Below are 17,947 nucleotides of genomic sequence, written 5' to 3'. Positions count from 1 at the left end.
TATGCCTGAATGTGCCTGTGCGTTCCACCGGGTGACCGTGCGGCAGCGGCCGGGGGAACGTTCTCACCCTGAGTGGTTGCCGACGGGTGTGTTTGCCGATGTGTGCCTCTCGTCGCCGAGCCCGTTGTCGTGCCCCTGCGGATCCTGCGACGGTTCCGCTCATCGGTCCGGTCCCGCGGCCGGCCGCCTCTGCCGACAAGGACGGACTCATGCGAAGACTCGGACTTCTGGGCGTCGCCGCTGTCATGCTCACGGCATCAATGTTCGGGATCGCCCCGCACCCCTCCCACGCGGCGCCCGGTGGTGAAGCCGGCGTCACCCTGGAGCGGCTGGCGTCCGGACGCGACCATGAGCGGCTCGTCCCGGTGGGGACCGCGGAGGGGCCGCGCGGACTCACCTACCACGCCTACGAGCGGGCCTACCGGGGACTGCCCGTGGTGGGCGGCGACTTCGTGGCCGTCACCGACTCCTCCGGCTCCCTCGTGGGCGCCCCCCTCGCGGGCAAGCCCCCCATCGACGTGGCGGTGACTCCCACTGTCACATCCAGCGCGGCCTCGGCCGCCGCCCGGACCCGGATGCCGGGGGCCACCGGGGCCACCGCGCCGCGGCTGGTGGTGTTCGCGCCCGACGACGAGGAGCGCCTGGCCTACGAGGTCGTCCTCAGCGGAGCGCGCGAGGGCCGGCCGAGCCGGCTCCACGTGATCGTGGATGCTCGTAACGGCTCGGTGCCGGCGGTCTGGGACGAGGTGCTGGACGGCACCGGGCACGGCTACTACTACGACGACACGTCGATCGACACCCGCCGTACCGGCTCCGGTTACGAGATGTCCGACCCGGGTCGCCGCAACCTGTTCTGCGGCATCCAGGGCAACGGGGCGGTCTCGGGGCCCGACGACTCCTTCGGCAACGGCGGCGGCACCGATCTGGAGACGGCGTGCGCGGACGCCTACTACGCCGCGCAGCAGGAGTGGAACATGCTCCGCGACTGGCTCGGCCGCGACGGCTTCGACGGTTCCGGTGGCGCCTTCCCCCTGTTCGTGGGCCTGAACGCGGTGAACGCCTACTGGAACGGCCACACGGTCAACATCGGCCGCACCAAGGACGACCAGCGCCAGCTGGCCGAACTCGACGTCGTGGCACACGAGTTCGGGCACTCGGTCTTCCAGTTCACCCCCGGCGGCTTCGACGGCTACACGGAGACGTACGCCCTGAACGAGGCCACCGGCGACATCTTCGGCGCTCTCACCGAGCACTACGCCAACCACCCCTCCGACCCGCCGGACTACGTGTACGCGGAGGAGGCCGACGCCCTGGGGCGCGGCCCGGAACGCATCATGTACGACCCGTCGGCGGGGCCGCGGGACGAGCCGAACTGCTGGTCGACGAAGATCCCCGACACCGAGGTGCACGACGCCGCGGGACCCGCCAACCACTTCTTCTACCTGCTGGCCGAGGGAACGAACCCGGGAGGCGGCGAGCCGTCCAGCCCCGTCTGCGAGGGCGGACCGGACAGCGTGACCGGCCTCGGCATCCGCACCGCGGGCCGGATCTGGATGACGGCGCTGCTGCAGAAGACGTCCTTCTGGGAGTACGCCGACGCCAGGGTGGCGACCCTGAACGCCGTCACCCAGCTGTACCCCGGTGACTGCGCGCGCTTCGACACCGTCAAGGGGTCCTGGGACGCGGTGTCCGTGCCCGCGCAGGCGGCCGAGCCCGGCAGACCCGCCGACTGCGGCCAACCCGCTCCCTCCTTCTCCCTGGACGTGACGCCCGCGACCGTCGAGACGACGCCGGGAGGCACTGCGTCGAGCACCGTCGTCACCCGTACGACATCGGGCGACCCGCAGGACGTCACCCTCACCGCCTCCGGTCTGCCGGACGGAGCGACGGCGGTCTTCGATCCGCCGTCGGTCGAGACGGGCGGCTCCTCCGTCCTGACCGTCTCCACCGCCGGGGACACCCCCGCCGGCACCCACCGGATCACCGTGACGGGCACGGGAACCGACGGCGGCACCCGCAGTGCCGCCCTCGCTCTGACGGTGCGAGGGACGACCCCCGGCACCTGCACCGGACACGAGGAGGCCCGCACGGGCAGCCTTCGGGCGGGCGCCACGGCCTACCAGCCGGACGGCGGTTACTACCGCACCTCCGTCACCGGCTCCCACCGCGCCTGCCTGCGGGCCCCGGACGGCGCCGACTTCGGCCTGGCCCTCCTGAAGTGGAGCGGCAGGGCCTGGACGGTCGTGGCCGAGGCCACCGGCCCGGGCACGACGCTCACCCACACCGGACCGGCCGGCTACTACCGCTACCGGATCCAGGCCCGCACGGCCGGCGGCGACTACACCCTCGGCTACGACACACCCTGAGCCCTTCAAACGCACCCCGGCCACCCCCCACCGAAAGGTTCATCTCTCCATGCGAAAACGCCTCGTGACCCTGGCGAGCGCCCTGGCGCTGGCCGTGGGCGCCCTCACCGCCTCCTCCGGCTCCGCCGTAGCGGGCGCCGACGCGCGGCAGGCCGCCCCGCCCGGCGCCACCGTCCGGTCTGCCCTGCCCGGCGCGGCGACGGACGCGCAGGCACCGGAGATCCCCGCCGACAACCTGATGGCCCACCTGCGCGAGTTCCAGGAGATCGCCGACGCCAACGGAGGAAACCGCGCCCACGGCCGCCCCGGCTTCAAGGCGTCCGCCGACTACGTCAAGGGACGACTCGACGCGGCCGGCTTCACCACCACGCTGCAGCCCTTCACCTACCGGAACGCGACCGGCTGGAACGTCGTCGCCGAATGGCCCCACGGCAACCCCGACGAGGTCGTCTTCGCCGGCGCCCACCTGGACGGGGTGCCGGAGGGCCCGGGGATGAACGACAACGGGTCGGGATCCGCGGCTGTGCTGGAGACCGCGCTCGCCGTCTCCCGGGCCGACCTGCGGCCCGAGAAGAGGCTGCGCTTCGCCTGGTGGGGCGCGGAGGAACTCGGTCTGATCGGCTCCCGGCACTACGCCGACGGACTGGGCCAGGCTGAGCTCGACAAGATCGACGTCTACCTCAACTTCGACATGGTGGGCCAGAAGGACACCACCAGGTGGGGCGTGTACAGTCACACCCCGTCCGTGGGCAAGGTCTTCAAGGACTACTTCGCGGCCCGCGACATCGGCACCTTCGATATCAAGTGGGACGGCAGCTCCGACCACAGCTCCTTCACCCGCCACGGAGTCCCGGTCAGCGGTATCGGCTCCGCCGACGACCCCTGCTACCACTCCGCCTGCGACGACATCGACAACGTCGGCCCGCGGGCCATGGGCATCGCCGCCAACGCCATCGCCCACACGGTGTGGGAACTCGCCGGCGAGGGCGGTACCCCTGCTCAGGACTTCTCGGTGTCGGTGGATCCGTCGGCGGGTTCGACGGATCCGGGTGGGAGTACGACGGCGTCGGTCGGGACGGCGACGACGGCGGGTGACGCGCAGCGGGTGACTCTGACCGCGGGCGGGCTGCCGGAGGGTGCCACGGCCTCGTTCGAGCCGGAGTCGTTGACCTCGGGGGAGAGCAGCGTGCTGACGGTCGCGACGACGGCCGGTACGCCGCCGGGTACGTATCCGGTGACGGTGACGGCCACCGGTGAGCACGTGACGCGTTCGACGACGTACACGCTCACGGTGCGGGGGTCGGCTCCGAAGGGTTGTGAGGATGCGGAGACGGTGAAGTCGGGTTCGCTGACGTCGGGTTCGAGTGCGTACCAGCCGGACGGGGGTTACTTCCGTACGACGGTGACGGGTCGGTTCGAGGCGTGTCTGGACGGTCCGGACAACGCGGACTACGACCTGTATCTGCAGAAGTGGAGCGGTGCGGGCTGGACGACGGTGGCGCGGGGGACCACGCCGGCGGCCGACGAGAAGCTGACGTACACGGGCGGTGCGGGCTACTACCGCTACCGGGTCCACGCCTACAGCGGCAACGGCGCCTACACCCTCGGCTACGACACCCCCTGAACCCTCTTCCCCCTTGTTTGTTCTCCCTCGTCGCGACGGCCCTGTGGCCCGACGGCAGGTCCGTCGCGGCACACCACCCCTCAGAAAGGGAATCGTTCCATGCCCAAGCTCTCCAGACGACGCCTGCTCGGCGCCGCCACCGCCGCCGCCGCGGTACTGGCTCTCGCGCCGCTCCCGGCCGCGGTGGCCGGAACCGCGGCACCCTCCGAGGCGGCCGGCCGGATCCTCGGCGAGGCCGGATCGGGTGCCATATCCGGGTCCTACATCGTGGTCTTCCGCGACGGGGCCGTGTCGGCCGCGTCCGCCGGTGACCGGGCGCTGCGCCTGGCCGCCGAGCACGACGGCACGGTGACCCACACCTACCGCACTGCCCTGCGCGGCTTCAGCGTACGGATGTCCGATTCGGACGCCCGCCGCCTGGCGGCGGACCCCGCGGTCGCCTACGTGGAGCGGGACCGCAGGGCGAGCATCTCGGGGACCCAGTCGCCGACGCCGTCGTGGGGCCTGGACCGCGTCGACCAGCGCGCTCTCCCGCTCGACAACTCGTACACGTACCCGAACTCCGGTGACGGGGTGCGCGCCTACATCCTGGACACCGGCGTCCGTGCGAGCCACACCGACTTCGGGGGCAGGGCCGCCGGCGGCCGGGACATCGTCGACGGCGACAACGAGCCCGGCGACTGCAACGGCCACGGCACCCATGTGGCCGGCACGGTCGCGGGAGCGGCCTACGGCATCGCCAAGAACGCCACCGTCGTGCCGGTCCGCATCCTGGGCTGCGGAGGCTCCGGTTCGTGGAGCGACGTCGTCGCGGGCATCGACTGGGTGGCTGCCGACCACGATCCGGGCGAGCCGGCCGTGGCGAACATGAGCATCGGCGGTGAGAAGATCCAGTCGGTCAATGACGCCGTCTCTGCGGCGGTCGCCGACGGCGTGACCTTCGTGGTGGCGGCGGGCAACGAGGACACGGACGCCTGCCGCAAGTCACCGGCCAGTACCCCCGAGGCGATCACGGTGGGCGCCACCGACAAGGCGGACAAGCGGGCCTCCTTCTCCAACTACGGTTCGTGCCTGGACCTGTTCGCGCCGGGCGTCGGAATCACCTCTGCCTGGTGGACCAACGACAACGCCACGAACACCATCAGCGGCACGTCCATGGCCTCGCCCCACGCGGCCGGGGTGGCGGCACTGGTGACTGCCGCCAACCCCTCGCTCACGCCGCAGCAGGTGCGCGACGCCATGGTCGCCGACGCCACGAACGGCGTCGTCACCGACCCCGGCCCCGGCTCGCCGAACAAGCTGCTGCACGTCGGCAACGAGGCCCCGGCCCAGGACGACTTCTCCGTGTCACTCTCGCCGACGGGCGGAACCGTCGACCCGGGCGGTTCCGTGCAGGGCACGCTGAAGACGTCCCTCGTCAAGGGCGACCCGGGAAGCATCGCCCTCAAGGCGACCGGCCTGCCCACCGGAGCCGCCGCGACGTTCAGCCCGGAGACCGTGACCGCGGGTGAGTCCTCCACCCTCACCCTCGCCACCACCGCCGACACGGCCCCCGGCACCTACCCGGTCACCGTCTCCGCCACCGGCGCGGGCGGCGACGTCACCCGCACCGCGGCCTTCACCCTCACGGTGAAGGGTTCGGCTCCGCAGGGTTGCGAGGACGCGGAGACGGTGAAGTCGGGTTCGCTGACCTCAGGTTCGAGTGCGTACCAGCCGGACGGGGGTTACTTCCGTACGACGGTGACGGGTCGGTTCGAGGCGTGTCTGGACGGTCCGGACAACGCGGACTACGACCTGTACCTGCAGAAGTGGAGCGGGGCGGGCTGGACGACGGTGGCGCGGGGGACCACGCCGGCGGCCGACGAGAAGCTGACGTACACGGGCGGTGCGGGCTACTACCGCTACCGGGTCCACGCCTACAGCGGCAACGGCGCCTACACCCTCGGCTACGACACCCCCTGAGTGCCCCGTCCTCAGGTCTGTCCCGAGCCGTCGGGGGCCGACGTGCCATGCGTGTCTCCCCGGGCACGGCACAGCCCCCGGTACGCCGGCCGGCCCAGGTGAGCCGGCCGGCCGGGTGAGTGTGCCCTGACGGGGGCGCTCACCCGAAGCGGGCGGGACCGTCGCGGTTCTGTGGGGGCCACGGTCCCGCCCGCCCTCCTCACCCATCCCACTTCGCAGGAGGAACCGATGCGATGGCGCATCGCACTACTGTCCACCCTGGTCCTGGGGGCGACCGCCCTCGTCGGACCAGTCGGCTCGGCGTCGGCCGGTCCCTCGCCGGACCCCGCGGCGAGCGCACAGGAGCAGTCCGTCCAGTACCGGGTCACGGGCGCCAAGTCCCGTGAGGACCGGTCCAGGATCGCCGCCACCGGCGCGGCCGTCGACCTCGTCGAGCACGGCACGATCTACGTCACCGCGACCACGGCCGAAGTCAGGAGCATCCGCCGGCTCGGATTCACCGCGGACCGCCTGCCGCCCGCCCCGTCGGACAGGGCGGGCGGCGCGGCGGGCTTCCCGCCGGCCGACTCGGGCTACCACGACTACGCCGAGACGGTGGCCGAAATCGACCGCATCGCCGACGCCTATCCGGACCTCGCACAGAAGTCGGTGGTCGGCAAGTCCCACGAGGGCCGTGACATCGTGGCCCTGAAGATCTCCGACAACGTCGGCACCGACGAGGACGAACCCGAGGTCCTCTTCAACGCGAACATCCACGCCCGGGAGCACCTCACCACGGAGCAGGCGCTCTACCTGGCCGACCTGTTCACCTCGCGGCACGGCAGCGACACGCGCGTCACGAACGTGGTCGACTCCCGGGAGATCTGGATCATCCCGATGCTCAACCCGGACGGCAGCGAGTACGACCACGCCAACGGCTCCTACCGATCGTGGCGCAAGAACCGCCAGCCCAACACAGGCACGTCAAGCATGGGCACAGACCTGAACCGCAACTTCGGCTACAAGTGGGGCTGCTGCAACGGCTCCAGCGGTTCCCCCTCCAGCGACACCTACCGGGGCTCCGACCCCTTCTCGGCCACCGAGACCCGGGTGCTGCGCGACTTCGTCCTGTCCCGGCGGATCGGCGGCGAACAGCAGATCAAGACGCACATCGACCTCCACACCTACTCCGAGCTCATCCTCTGGCCGTTCGGCTACACCTACTCCGACACCGACCAAGGGATGACGGCCGACCAGGAGGCGACCTTCCGCACCATCGGGCAGCAGATGGCCGCCACCAACGGGTACACGCCGCAGCAGAGCAGCGACCTGTACATCACCGACGGCGACTCCATCGACTGGATGTGGGGCGACCAGGGCATCTGGTCCTACGTCTTCGAGATGTACCCCGCCTCCGCCTACCCCGGCTTCTACCCCCCGGACGAGGTCATCCCCGAACAGACCGCACGCAACAAGGAGTCGGTCCTCACCCTCGCCGAATACGCCGACTGCCCCTACCGGGCCATCGGCAAGCAGGAGCAGTACTGTGCCGACGCCCCTGCTCAGGACTTCTCGGTGTCGGTGGATCCGTCGGCGGGTTCGACGGATCCGGGTGGGAGTACGACGGCGACGGTCGGGACGGCGACGACGGCGGGTGACGCGCAGCGGGTGACTCTGACCGCGGGCGGGCTGCCGGAGGGTGCCACGGCCTCGTTCGAGCCGGAGTCGTTGACCTCGGGGGAGAGCAGCGTGCTGACGGTCGCGACGACGGCCGGTACGCCGCCGGGTACGTATCCGGTGACGGTGACGGCCACCGGTGAGCACGTGACGCGTTCGACGACGTACACGCTCACGGTGCGGGGGTCGGCTCCGAAGGGTTGTGAGGATGCGGAGACGGTGAAGTCGGGTTCGCTGACGTCGGGTTCGAGTGCGTACCAGCCGGACGGGGGTTACTTCCGTACGACGGTGACGGGTCGGTTCGAGGCGTGTCTGGACGGTCCGGACAACGCGGACTACGACCTGTATCTGCAGAAGTGGAGCGGGGCGGGCTGGACGACGGTGGCGCGGGGGACGACTCCGGCGGCCGACGAGAAGCTGACGTACACGGGCGGTGCGGGCTACTACCGCTACCGGGTCCACGCCTACAGCGGCAACGGCGCCTACACCCTCGGCTACGACACCCCCTGATTCACACAGCCAACCGACCGGCGGTCAAGTCAGCGCCCCGAGGCGCCCGGACGGCTCAATCGCGCCGTCCGGGCGCCTCACATGCGCTCGTTGTGCGGCCGACGATCGTGCGGCACACTCGCGTCCGTCCCCACCCGCCTCACGGCAGGAGTGAACGGTGAACGACACGGCCGCACCGCCGGACCGTCCGACGCACCCCGAGCTGGGATCCACACTGCGGCGGCTGCGCCTCTTGGCGGGCTACTCCCAGGTCAGACTCGCCGCCGAACTGGGTTACCACCACAGCGTGATCAGCCGCTGGGAGACCGGCGACCGCAACCCGCCGCAAGATCAGCTGAGTCGGCTCGACGACCTCCTGCGCACCGGGGGCCGCCTCACCCGTCTGTGCGCGGAAACCGAGGCGGACCGTGACTTCGACCCGTGGCCGCACGACCTGGCCACTCGCGCCCACCCCGCTCAGGGCCACGCGGACCTGACCGTGCGGGACGTCACGACCTGGCCCTCCCGCCTGCCCCATCACGGTGTGCCGTGCCCCCTCCACGCAGCCGCGGGTTGTTCCTTACCTCCGCCCGGGACGGCGAACGACATCTGGCACACCTTCACGGCCGACCCGTTGCGGACCGTCGGCGAGGACGTCGTCCACGTGCTGGCCGCGCACCTCTCCGTGGGCGTGCGCGGCACCGAGGCGACGGACTCCTCCTCCGAGGGCGAGGCGGTGGAGGCGGCCCTCGGCCTGATCGTCCGCCTGCGGCGGGAGCCGGACTGTCCCTTCGGTCCGGCCCTGACCCGGCTCGCCGCGGGATACGCCTCTCTGGCGGGCCAGTTGAGGATGCTGCGTGGTCAGCTCGGTGCCGCGATGTCCTTCTACGACAGGGGACTGCGGTGGGCCGCGCTCTGCGCCGACACCGCGCTCACGCTCACCGTGCTGTGCGACATGAACGCACTGGCCAGACTGGAGAACGACGGAGCGGGGGCGGTCGGCCACGCCCGGGCGATGCTGTCGGCCGCCCGCGGACGGAGCTGGGCCGTGTCCCTCGCCCACCTCCACCTGGCCCGCGGGTTCGCCCTGCTCGGCGAGACCGGGGAGACCCTCGCCAGCGTCACCAGGTGCCGCACCGCGCTCGCGGAGGCGGCCCGGGACGCCTCGGACGGACCGGACTGGATCAAGGGCGCCCAGGGTGCCGTGCTCGTCGAGGCGGGCATCGGCGGCGCGCTGCGGGACGCCGCCGTGGCCACGGGCGACCGGGGACTGGCCCGGGACGCCCTCGACGTCACGCAGCGAGCGATGACGCGCGTGCCCGAACCGCCCAGGCCGGCGGCGGTGCTCCTCGGGCTGCGGCTGGCCGACTGCCACGCCTGCGCCGGCCGGCCGGAGACCGCGGCGTCCGTCGCCTCCCCGCTGCTGGCCGAGGCCCTGGCGGCCACGAGGGTGACCGTGGGGCACGAGCTGCGCGGACTGCTCGGCAGGCTCGCCCCGCGCTGGCCCCACCTGGGGCCGGCTCTCCCGATGACAGCGGCGGTCCGGTGACGACCGCACCGTCTCACTCCCGCGTGCCCGGCGCTCCCGGTGGCGGCCCCGACACGGGACGCCCCTGGTACCGAGTGCCGACTCGGGAACCAGGGGGGGGAGGGACGAGCGCTACGCCGGAAGCATGGCCCGGCGTCCCGGTGCGGCCGAGGACTGCATGGTCATGCCGCCGTCCACGACCAGGAGCTGGCCGGTGAGGTAGCGGGACTCGTCCGAGGCGAGGAAGACCATGGTGTGGGCGATGTCCTCGGGGGATCCGAGGTAGGGGAGGGCGTTGCCCGCCTTAAGGCTGTCGACGACCTCCTGGGGGAGGTTGTTCTCCAGGGACGGGGTCATCACGGCGCCGGGGGCGATCGCGTTGCAGCGGATGTTCTTCGGCCCGTACTGGGTGGCCACCGACTTGGTGATGTTGACGACGGCAGCCTTGACAGCGCCGTAGGAGGTCTGGAGGACGTCTCCGACGAGCGCGGCGACGGAGGCCGTGTTAATGATCGAGCCGCCGCCGGACTCGATCATGTGCGGAATGGCGAGCCGGGAGCCCACGAGCGTGCTGCGCATGTTGAGGCCGACGGCGCGGTCGAACTCGGCCATGTCCATGCGGAGCAGGTCCAGGTCGGTGCGGGGGTTCGTGCCGCCGACGTGGTTGCACAGGACGTGCAGGGCCCCGTACTCCTCGACGGTGCTGTTGATCATGGCGGCGATGGAGTCCTCCTCGAGGACGTTCACCGTCAGCGGCAAGGCGGTGCCGCCGGCCGCGGTGACCAAGTCCGCGGTCTCCCGGGCCGCCCCGGTGTCGTAGTCGGCGACGACGACGCGGGCGCCCTGCCTGCTCATCAGCTCCGCGGCGGCGCGGCCGATGCCGCTTCCGGCTCCGGTGATGACGGCGACCTTGTCCTGCAGTCGGTTCATGGTGGTGCTCCTTGCTGGTGGGCGGTTGCCCGTGGGGGGTGTTCAGTGCTTCCCGGCGGTGGCCGGGACGTCGGCCGGCAGCGACTGCTCGCTGCCGGAGGTGTGGGCGGCGTGCCGTGCCGTCGCGCGGGCTCGGGGGATGGCCAGGGTGAGCAGGAGGCCGGCCACCGTGGCGCCGATGGCGACCAGGTAGGTCATGCGGAACCCGCTCTCGGTGGGGATCTGAGCCGGTCCCAGCTTCATGGTCATGTTGGCCAGGATGGCCGCCATGACCGCGCTGGCGGTGGAGGTGCCGATGGAGCGCATGAGCGCGTTGACCCCGTTGGCGGACGCGGTCTCGGTGACCGGTACGGAGTCCATGATCAGGGCGGGCATGGCGGCGTAGGCGATGCCGACTCCGGCGCTGATGATCATCGAGGTGACGACGATCTGCCAGACCTGGGACATCAGCAGCATCCCCGCCCCGTAGCCGACGCCGATGACCGCGACGCCCGCGAGCAGCGAGGTACGGGGGCCGTACCGGGCGGAGACGCGGGCGGACACGGGGGAGAGGGCCATCATGACCAGGCCGCCCGGAGCGAGCGCGAGGCCCGCGGCGAGGACGGACTGCCCCAGGCCGTAGCCGGTCGCCGTCGGAGACTGCAGGAGCTGGGGGAGCGTCAGCGACATGGCGTACATGGCGAAGCCGACCATGATGGACGCCAGGTTGGTGAAGAGCACCGGGCGGCGCACGGTGACCCGGAGGTCGACCAGCGGCTCGGACACGCGGGTCTCGTACCAGCCCCACAGCGCGAGGACCACGACGCCGGCCGCGAACAGACCCAGGGTCGTCCCGCTCGTCCAGCCCCAGTCGCCGCCCTTCGTGACGGGCAGCAGCAGGAGCACGAGCCCGCCGGCCAGCCCGGCCGCGCCCGGCGCGTCGAACCGGCCGGGGGAGAGGTTGGGCGACTCGGACAGCAGCAGGGTCACCAGCAGCACGCAGACGGCGCCGAGGGCGGCCGCGAGCCAGAACAGCACGTGCCAGTTCGCGTTCTGGACGATGGCGGCCGACACCGGCAGGCCGATCGCGCCGCCGACCCCGAGGGTGGCGCTGACCAGCGACACGGCCCCGCCGACCTTGGCGGCGGGCAGTTCGTCGCGCAGGACGCTGATGCCGACGGGTATGACACCGGTGGCCAGCCCTTGCAGGGCCCGGCCGACGATCACCGGGACCAGGCTGTCGGAGACGGCGCAGACGACGGAGCCCCCGACGAGCAGGAGCAGCGACACGATCAGCACGCGGCGCTTGCCGAACATGTCCCCGAGGCGTCCGGCGATGGGGGTGACCACGGCCGCGGCGAGGAGCGTGGCCGTGATCACCCAGGAGGCGTCGGAGGCGGAGGCGTTCAGCAGGTCCGGCAGCTGGGGGATGATCGGCACGACGAGCGTCTGCATGAGCGACACGACGATGCCGCTCAGGGCGATCACGGCGGTGATCGCGCCCGGCCCCCGGGTGCGGATGGCGGTGGATGGCAAGAGGGTACTCCTTGAGGGGTTCCGCGGTGTGCGGGGGTGGGGGGTCGTGGGCCGCCGTCAGCCGGAGGCCGCGGCCACCTGTCGAACGCCGCCGGGAGCCGGGGCCGTCGGGTCGGTGAGCAGCTCCCGGCGCAGGCGCATGGCTCCGCGCGGGTCGTTCCAGCCGAGGACGGCGCGCACGCGCCCGTCCACGCGGTAGATCCCGGTGAAGCGGTCGTGCTCCGTGTCGGTCTCATGCGTCTCGAACTCCGCATCGGGCGTGACGAGCCCGTGTACGACGATCTTGTTCGGTCCCTGGTCCGTCCAGAAGAACGGCACCTGGTCGAGTTCCCGGTGCCCGCCCATCAGGTCGGCGGCGACGGCACGGGCCTGGTCGCCCGCGTGCATGCGGTGCTCCAGGCGCAGGTGCAGGCCGGTCGTGGGCCGGTACCAGGCGGCGGCGTCACCGCACGCGTGGACGCCGGGTGCGGCCCGCCCGGTGGCGTCGCAGCGGACGCCGTCGGTCAGGTCCAGGCCCGTGCCCAAGAGCCACTCCGTGTCCGGCCGCGAACCGATCGCGACCAGGACGGTCTCGGCCGGCAGCCGGGTCCCGTCGTCCAGCAGCACGTCGATCTCGCCGCCCCGGGGCAGCCCGTCGCCCTTGCGTACGGTGGCCACGGCCGTGTGGGTGAGCACGGTGGCACCCGCCGCGGCCAGCCGCTCCCCGGCGAGCGAGCCGACACGGCGGCCGAGTCCCGGCAGCACGGCAGGCGTCGGCGTCACCAGGGTGACCCGGCACCCCAGTGCCAGCGCGGTCCAGGCCGTCTCGGTACCGAGGAACCCGCCGCCGACCACGACCAGCCGCTGCCCGGGACGCAGCCGTGCGTTCAGGGCCCGCGCGTCGTCGAACGTCTTGAGGGTCAGCGCGCCGGGCAGACCCGCCGTGCCGGGCAGGGTGCGGGGTGTCACGCCGGTGGCCACGACCAGGTCGGAGTACGGCAGTACGGTACCGCCCTCCAGGGTGACGGTGCGTGCCGCGAGGTCCGCCGCTACGGCCCGGCGGCCCCGGTGCACGGTGGCGTCCAGGCGTTCCAGCTCGTCCGGGCCGGCGAGGTGGAGGTGTTCGGCCGTCGCCTCGCCCGCCAGGAACCGCTTGGACAGCGGCGGGCGGTCGTAGGGCGGGTGGTCCTCGCCGCCCACGAGGGTCAGTGCGTCCCCGTAGCCGAGGTGCCGCAGTTCCTGCGCCACGGTCAGGCCGGCGGCCCCTGCGCCGACGACGACGATGTGCCGGCTCACCGGCCGTCCGTCACGATCGCCGCGGCGGGGCAGACCCGGGCGGCCTCCCGGACGCGCCCGTGCTCGAACTCCGGGGTCCAGTCGGAGAGCAGGACGGCGACGCCGTCCTCGTCGCGCTGGTCGAAGACGTTCGGCGCGACCAGGACGCACTGCCCGGCTCCGACGCACTTGCCTTCGTCAATGGTGATCTTCATGGTGGGCGCTCCTACCAGGCGACGGTGAACGAGTTGAGTCCGTGGACGCGGCTGTGCCGCTTGACGTCGTAGGGGCCGGGTTCGTCGGCCGCCCGTAGCGTCGGCACCCGGGTGAACAGGGTGCGGAAGGTCAGCAGCAGTTCCAGGCGGGCGAGTGCCTGGCCGAGGCACTGGTGTGTGCCGTGGCTGAAGGCGAGATGCCCTCGGGCGGAACGCCGCACGTCGAAGACGTCCGGATTCTCGAAGGCCGCGGCGTCCCGGTTCGCGGAGGGCAGGGAGATCAGCACGCCGTCGCCGGGCCGGAGGGTGCAGCCGCCGACCGTCGTTTCCTCGCGCACCGCGAACTGTCGCGGGTGCTGGGCCACGGACAGGTACCGCAGCACCTCCTCGACCGCCTCCGCCTGAGCCGTCTCGTCGGCGGCCAGGAACAGTGCGCGCTGCTCCGGATGGCGCAGGAACAGGGCGGTGCCCAGGCCGATCATGTTGCCGGTGGTCTCGAAACCCGCGACCAGCAGGGTCATCGCGATGGTGACCAGCTCCGCGTGACCGATGGTGCCCGGCACCACCAGATCACGGGCCAGCTGGGACAGCACGTCCTCCCCGTCCCCGCGGCGCGTCTTCTCCGCCACGAGGGAGTCCAGGTACTCGGCCAGCTCGTCCAGCGCCACCCGCACCGCGTCCGGGTCGGTGTCACCGGCCAGGGCACGCGCGGCGGCGCCCTGGAAGAAGGCGTGGTCGGTGTAGGGCACGCCCAGCAGCAAGCAGATGACGCGGGAGGGGACCGGACGGGCCACCAGCTCGACCAGGTCGGCGGGCGAGCCCGCGCCGAGCAGGTCGTCGACGGCCTCGTCGACCGTCCGCTGGATGTCCTCGCGCAGCGCGTTCACGCGCTTGACCGTGAAGTGCCGGGTGAGCCGGCGGCGCTGGGTGAGGTGGTCGGGGTCGTCGGTGCGGATGAGGCTCTCGACCTTGTCGTCGCGCTGCTGGACGTCGCTGGGGCTGAACAGCGGGAACCCCGGACTGTCGAACCGGGCGGAAAGCGCCGGGCTCGACAGGAGGCTCTTGGCGTCGTCGTAACGGGTGACCAGCCGTGGCCGGGCTCCTTCCAGTGCCCGGACCCGCGGCAGCTCGGGCACGGCACGAAGCCGGCCGAACTCGGCGGGTGGGCTGAAGGGGCACGAGCGCGCCGTGGGGTAGGCGATCGCGGGTTCTTCCTCGGACGGGTGTGCGCTCACGCGGTAGTCCATTCCTCGGGTGGGGGGGGGAGCGCAGGGCTCGGCCTACGCTGATGTGCATCATGCACTTAATGTGCAGAGTACATATAATGTGCATGATGCACAACCTGAGTGGGTGGAGCCGTCACGCGGAAGGGAGTGGGCGATGATGGGGGCACGTGTCGGTACGGGGAGGGAAGGGGCAGGGCATGAGCGAGCGGGAGCGCCGGCTGGGTGAGCTGGAGAAGGAGCTGACCCTGTTGTCTCGTCACTTCTTCACGTCTCGCGGACCGCGCATCGGACAGACTCTGGAGCGCTCGGCGTACGTGCTGCTCACCCGGTTGGAGTCCGGCGATCCGCTCAGCCTCAAGGAACTCGCCCACACCTTCCAGGTCGACGTTTCCACCATCAACCGCCAGGTCAGCGCGATGCTGAAGCACGGCCTGGTCGAACGCATCCCCGACCCCGACGGGGGCATCGCCCGCAAGTTCCGGCCCACCGAGCTGGGTCTGGAACGCCTGCACGCCGACCGCGCCGTCGGCATCGAGGGAACCGGGCGGCTCATCGACGCGACCGGCTGGACGCCGGAGACGACGCAGACGTTCCTGACGCTGCTCGTCCAGCTCAACGGCGGCATCGCGCAGCTCGAAGGGCTGTCCTGGCCCGACGCCCGCCGTGCCGGAGACGTGTCCGGCACCTCTTGACCGGCGTGCCGCACCCGGCGTGTGGCACCGTGTCCGCGACGTCGTTCCACAGGGCCGGAGGGAGAAGCGTGGCCGGACATGTCACCGACGGGCAGCCGGACGAGGCGCACGCCGAGGTCCGCAGGGAGCGGCTGAAGGAACGCCTCTACGCCTCGCTGACCCTGCTGGCGGTCCTCGTCGGCCTGGCGCAGAGCGGACACCCGACGCACGTCGGCGCGGCCACCTCGGTCACCGCCACCGCGCTGGGACTGTGGCTGGCCACACTGGTGGCCGACCTCCAGGCCCGTCCCGTCGCGCACGGGCGTCGGCCCACCGGACCCGAGGTCCGCCACGCGCTGCTCACCAGCAGCCCCCTCCTCAGCAGCGCACTGGGGCCGGCGCTGCTGATCGCCCTGTCCGCCCTGGGGGTTCTCGCCCTGGACACGGCGTTGTGGGTCTCGGTGGCCAGTGAGGTGGCGGCGCTGGCCCTGTGGGGCTTCGTGGGCGGGCTGCGTGTCGGCGCCGGGCGTCTGGGGTCCCTGATCACCGGTGTACTCAACGCCGTGATCGGTGTCGGCGTGGTCGCCGTCAAACTCGTCGCTGGCCACTGAGAGAGCCCACCTCGCCGGTGTGCATCGCGGTCCCGGCACCCCGGCGAACAGGCGCACGTCTCCGTCCGGTCGGGTCAGGACCGGGCCGTCAGATCCAGGTCAGTCGCCACAGGCGCAGTAGCCCCGTGCCGTCCACCGCGTACTGGCCGCCGCCCACGTCCTCCCCGGACACCACGAAGTCCTTGGCCTGCCACAGCGGGACGACGGGCACGTCGCGGGCGACGATCCTCTGAAGGGCTTCGAGGTCGGCTTCGGCGTCGCTCCGGTCGGCGAAGCGCTGACTGTTCGTGATCAGCCGGTCGGCGGCCTTGCTGCCGTACCCCGTTGCCATGGTGCCGTCCGTGCCGACGAGAGGACCGCCGAAGGTGTCGGGATCGGGGTAGTCGGCGACCCAGCCGACGGCGTAGGCGTCGAGCTCTCCCTCGGCCCAGCTCTTCTGGAATGCATCCCACTCATATCCCTTGAGGGTCACCTTGAACAGCCCGTCGGCCTCCAGTTGCTTTTTCACCTCCGCAGCCTCCTCGTGGGCTGAGCCGCGTCCCGCCGCGTAACCGTAGGTGAAAGTCAGCGGGATTTCCTCACCGGCCTCGACGAGGAGGCGGCGTGCCTTTTCGGCGTCCTTGTGAGGGTAATTGTCGAAGAAGGAGGTGGTGTGGCCCGTGATGCTCGTCGGGATGAGGGAGTAGAGCGGGTCCACGGTTCCGTCGTAGACGTCGTAGGAAATGCGGTCCCTGTCTATCAGCCAGGCCGCCGCCTGCCGTGTGCGTCTGTCGTGGAACGGCTTGCCGCGGCGGTTGTTGAGATACAGGTTTCGAGTCTCCGCGCTCTGCGCCTCCGTCACGCGAAGCCCCGGATCGCTCGGGTTCAGGTCGGCGAGCATTTCGGGGGGAAGCTGTCTGAGGGCGACGTCGATGCGGTGGGATCTCCAGGCCCGGGCGAGTGAGTCGGGGGTGTCGTAGAAGTGGAGTTCGATCGGCCGGCCGGTGTTCTCGGCGGCGCCCTTGTACCGAGGGTTGGGCGAGAGGGAGAGCTCCTCGCCCTTCGCGTAGGAGACGACGCCGTACGGTCCGGTCCCGTCGATCCGGTCGTCCGAGCGCAGGGAGTCCGCCGGGTACGTGGTTGAGTCGACGATCGAGCCCGCCCCGGTCGTCAGCTTGAAGGGGAACGTGGCGTCCGGTGCGGTCAGTCGGAAAGTGATGGTCCGGTCGCGGGCGTCCATCGACTCGATGGTGTCCAGGAGGGACGACGGCCCCACGTCGGAATCTATCTTCTTGACCCGTTCGAACGAGAACCGGACGTCCTTGGCTGTCATTCTGCGTCCGCTGGAGAAGGTGATGTCATCCCGCAGCCGGCATCGATAGGTGCGTAGGCCGGAATCGGTGAAGGAGCAGCTTTCGGCCGCGTCGGGAACGGGCTCCGCCACTCCGGGCTCCAGGGTCAGCAGTGTTTGGAAGACATTGCTGTACAGAGCCGTCGAGCCGGAGTCGTAGCCGCCGGCCGGGTCGAGTGACGTCGGCGGTTCCGTCGTCCCGACCTTGATGGTGGCGCCCTCCTGGTCGCCCGTCGGGTAAAGCAGCAGACCGGCTGCCAGTGCCGTGGCGATCACCGTGGGTGTGACGACGGACGCACGGATGTGCGCACGAATATGCCTCATGAGGCTCGTCCTCGCAAGATCGAGACGAACAGGAATCCTCATACCCCTGGGGGGAGAGTGTCGGCCAAGTATGCGCAGGCGTCGCTTCCTTCGGAGCCTGACGGCATTTCCGGAACGAAGTCTTATGACTGACACGGTGGAACTGTTATGGCCCGTTCGGCGAGAGGACCGCCAGGGGTCTGCACCCCCTCTCAGCAGCCGTTCCGCATCGTCTCCGGTGGTCCTGCGGACCCGCTGGCGCGGGTC

The 17,947-nt window shown here is 71.3% G+C and carries 13 protein-coding genes; 7 read left to right on the top strand and 6 right to left on the bottom strand.

What is annotated here, in order from left to right; genetic code table 11:
• The first annotated feature begins 209 nt into the window (after window positions 1-209).
• From OHA99_RS08350 to OHA99_RS08330, 5 genes are all read left to right on the top strand, one after another.
• Window positions 210-2,366 (top strand): M4 family metallopeptidase, encoded by a 2,157-nt coding sequence (locus tag OHA99_RS08350; RefSeq protein ID WP_405695044.1) that lies wholly within the window; start codon window positions 210-212, stop codon window positions 2,364-2,366.
• Window positions 2,367-2,415: 49 nt separating this feature from the next.
• Entirely contained in the window at window positions 2,416-3,990 is a 1,575-nt protein-coding gene (locus tag OHA99_RS08345) for a M20/M25/M40 family metallo-hydrolase (protein WP_405695042.1), read from the top strand.
• A gap of 99 nt (window positions 3,991-4,089) precedes the next feature.
• Entirely contained in the window at window positions 4,090-5,952 is a 1,863-nt protein-coding gene (locus OHA99_RS08340; RefSeq protein ID WP_405695040.1) for a S8 family serine peptidase, read from the top strand.
• Between the two features lie 228 nt (window positions 5,953-6,180).
• Window positions 6,181-8,118 (top strand): M14 family zinc carboxypeptidase, encoded by a 1,938-nt coding sequence (locus OHA99_RS08335; RefSeq protein ID WP_405695038.1) that lies wholly within the window; start codon window positions 6,181-6,183, stop codon window positions 8,116-8,118.
• 157 nt (window positions 8,119-8,275) lie between these two features.
• Window positions 8,276-9,646, top strand: a complete 1,371-nt coding sequence (locus OHA99_RS08330; RefSeq protein ID WP_405695036.1) for a multiprotein-bridging factor 1 family protein — start codon at window positions 8,276-8,278, stop codon at window positions 9,644-9,646.
• A gap of 111 nt (window positions 9,647-9,757) precedes the next feature.
• Here the strand turns inward: OHA99_RS08330 and OHA99_RS08325 are convergent, their stop codons facing one another.
• The 5 genes from OHA99_RS08325 to OHA99_RS08305 all read right to left on the bottom strand — a co-directional run bounded on the left by OHA99_RS08325 (window position 9,758) and on the right by OHA99_RS08305 (window position 14,774).
• On the bottom strand, window positions 9,758-10,555 hold the full coding sequence (locus OHA99_RS08325) for an SDR family NAD(P)-dependent oxidoreductase (RefSeq protein ID WP_405695034.1): 798 nt from the start codon (window positions 10,553-10,555) through the stop codon (window positions 9,758-9,760).
• A 42-nt stretch (window positions 10,556-10,597) separates the two neighbouring features.
• On the bottom strand, window positions 10,598-11,989 hold the full coding sequence (locus tag OHA99_RS08320) for an MFS transporter (RefSeq protein ID WP_405698922.1): 1,392 nt from the start codon (window positions 11,987-11,989) through the stop codon (window positions 10,598-10,600).
• 138 nt (window positions 11,990-12,127) lie between these two features.
• A complete protein-coding gene (locus OHA99_RS08315) occupies window positions 12,128-13,345 on the bottom strand; it encodes an NAD(P)/FAD-dependent oxidoreductase (protein WP_405695032.1) in 1,218 nt (405 codons plus the stop codon).
• On the bottom strand, window positions 13,342-13,539 hold the full coding sequence (locus tag OHA99_RS08310) for a ferredoxin (protein WP_405695030.1): 198 nt from the start codon (window positions 13,537-13,539) through the stop codon (window positions 13,342-13,344). Before OHA99_RS08310 ends, OHA99_RS08315 begins: the two co-directional genes overlap by 4 nt.
• 11 nt (window positions 13,540-13,550) lie before the next feature.
• The gene (locus tag OHA99_RS08305) at window positions 13,551-14,774 is read right to left on the bottom strand and encodes a cytochrome P450 (RefSeq protein ID WP_405695028.1); all 1,224 of its coding nucleotides are present in this window, start codon (window positions 14,772-14,774) and stop codon (window positions 13,551-13,553) included.
• Window positions 14,775-14,962: 188 nt separating this feature from the next.
• On the opposite strand from OHA99_RS08305, the gene OHA99_RS08300 reads away from it, so the two are divergent.
• Window positions 14,963-15,457 carry a MarR family winged helix-turn-helix transcriptional regulator gene (locus OHA99_RS08300; RefSeq protein WP_397637240.1) on the top strand — a complete coding sequence of 165 codons (495 nt, stop codon included), beginning with the start codon at window positions 14,963-14,965 and terminating at the stop codon, window positions 15,455-15,457.
• Between the two features lie 68 nt (window positions 15,458-15,525).
• The gene (locus tag OHA99_RS08295) at window positions 15,526-16,047 is read left to right on the top strand and encodes a hypothetical protein (protein ID WP_405695026.1); all 522 of its coding nucleotides are present in this window, start codon (window positions 15,526-15,528) and stop codon (window positions 16,045-16,047) included.
• A gap of 88 nt (window positions 16,048-16,135) precedes the next feature.
• On the opposite strand, the gene OHA99_RS08290 is transcribed toward OHA99_RS08295, so the two are convergent.
• On the bottom strand, window positions 16,136-17,701 hold the full coding sequence (locus tag OHA99_RS08290) for an ABC transporter substrate-binding protein (protein WP_405698920.1): 1,566 nt from the start codon (window positions 17,699-17,701) through the stop codon (window positions 16,136-16,138).
• Window positions 17,702-17,947 lie beyond the last annotated feature (246 nt).

The sequence above is a fragment of the Streptomyces coelicoflavus genome (assembly GCF_045041415.1).
GTDB classification, from domain to species: domain Bacteria; phylum Actinomycetota; class Actinomycetes; order Streptomycetales; family Streptomycetaceae; genus Streptomyces; species Streptomyces coelicoflavus.
The sequence above is the reverse complement of the archived record's forward strand: the minus strand, read 5'-3'. Positions and strand labels throughout refer to the sequence as shown.

Coding starts and splice junctions, on each gene's coding strand:
- OHA99_RS08290 (WP_405698920.1), bottom strand. CDS start 17,701: ATGAGGCATATTCGTGCGCACATCCGTGCGTCCGTCGTCACACCCACG.
- OHA99_RS08340 (WP_405695040.1), top strand. CDS start 4,090: ATGCCCAAGCTCTCCAGACGACGCCTGCTCGGCGCCGCCACCGCCGCC.
- OHA99_RS08335 (WP_405695038.1), top strand. CDS start 6,181: ATGCGATGGCGCATCGCACTACTGTCCACCCTGGTCCTGGGGGCGACC.
- OHA99_RS08345 (WP_405695042.1), top strand. CDS start 2,416: ATGCGAAAACGCCTCGTGACCCTGGCGAGCGCCCTGGCGCTGGCCGTG.
- OHA99_RS08325 (WP_405695034.1), bottom strand. CDS start 10,555: ATGAACCGACTGCAGGACAAGGTCGCCGTCATCACCGGAGCCGGAAGC.
- OHA99_RS08310 (WP_405695030.1), bottom strand. CDS start 13,539: ATGAAGATCACCATTGACGAAGGCAAGTGCGTCGGAGCCGGGCAGTGC.
- OHA99_RS08320 (WP_405698922.1), bottom strand. CDS start 11,989: ATGCAGACGCTCGTCGTGCCGATCATCCCCCAGCTGCCGGACCTGCTG.
- OHA99_RS08350 (WP_405695044.1), top strand. CDS start 210: ATGCGAAGACTCGGACTTCTGGGCGTCGCCGCTGTCATGCTCACGGCA.
- OHA99_RS08300 (WP_397637240.1), top strand. CDS start 14,963: ATGAGCGAGCGGGAGCGCCGGCTGGGTGAGCTGGAGAAGGAGCTGACC.